The 1,037-nt window shown below is 31.1% G+C and carries 1 protein-coding gene; it reads left to right on the forward strand.

Features of this window, described 5'->3' with window-relative positions; genetic code table 11:
* A partial coding sequence (locus K8B81_RS20785; RefSeq protein ID WP_223683440.1) for an IS110 family RNA-guided transposase occupies window positions 1-944 on the forward strand: 944 nt, incomplete at its 5' end.
* Window positions 945-1,037: the final 93 nt, after the last annotated feature.

Below are 1,037 nucleotides of genomic sequence, written 5' to 3' on the forward strand. Positions count from 1 at the left end.
AATTGTTTGGTTATAAGGTTTTTAAGAACAGTGATTCAGGTATTTTGTCATTAGTTGAATGGGTAAAAAAAATAAGTGACATTGGAGTTACTGTTCGTTATGTAATGGAAGCTACAGGTGTATATCATCAAAAGTTTGCTTATTATTTAAGTGAAAATAATTATGAAGTAAGTATTGTATTGCCTAATAAAATCAGCAATTATATGCGCACGTTGGAAATGAAAACCATTACCGATAAAAGCTGTTCACAAGCAATTGCTCAATTTGGATTAGAGAGAAATTTAGATCCTTGGAGCAAACCAAATAATGTGTATAAAGAATTACAGCAATTAACTAGAGAAAGAGATCAAATTGTTCAAGAAAGAAGCATCGTCAAAAATCAAATACACGCTGAGAATAGTGAAGCCCAACCCAATTTAAAAAGTTTAGACCGTATGACATCGAGGATAAAATTTTTAAATTCACAGGAAAAAGAAATCAAAGATGATATTGTAGTTATTATAAAAGAAAACCCTGATTTACAACAAATCATAAACAGAGTTACCACGATACCTGGAGTTGGAGCATTGACAGCAGTAATCGTTTTGGCAGAAACTAATGGTTTTGAATTGATTAGAAATAAATCACAGTTAGCAAGTTATGCTGGTCTTGATGTTAAGGAGAAACAGTCTGGAACTTCAGTCAAGGGAAAACCAAGAATATCGAAAAAAGGAAATCGAAATTTAAGAAAATCAATGCACTTACCGGCGTTGACGGCAGTAAAATGGGATGAAAATTTTAGACTAAGATACGCAAGACTAATATCCAAACAAGGAATAAAAATGAAAGCATTAGTAGCTATTCAAAGAAAAATATTAGAATTGATATATACCTTATTCAAAAATGAAACTATCTATGACAAAGAGTATCTCGAAAAAAATAGCGTGCAAACACAAATGGTTTAAACACGCTATAGAGACTAGTTCTATGACTGTCTTGAGCAACAAAATTAATAAAAAATAAGATTTTAGTTGGAAATCAACACAGAATCTTATATG

The organism is Flavobacterium hibisci, from assembly GCF_020026925.1.
Classification (GTDB): Bacteria; Bacteroidota; Bacteroidia; order Flavobacteriales; family Flavobacteriaceae; genus Flavobacterium; species Flavobacterium hibisci.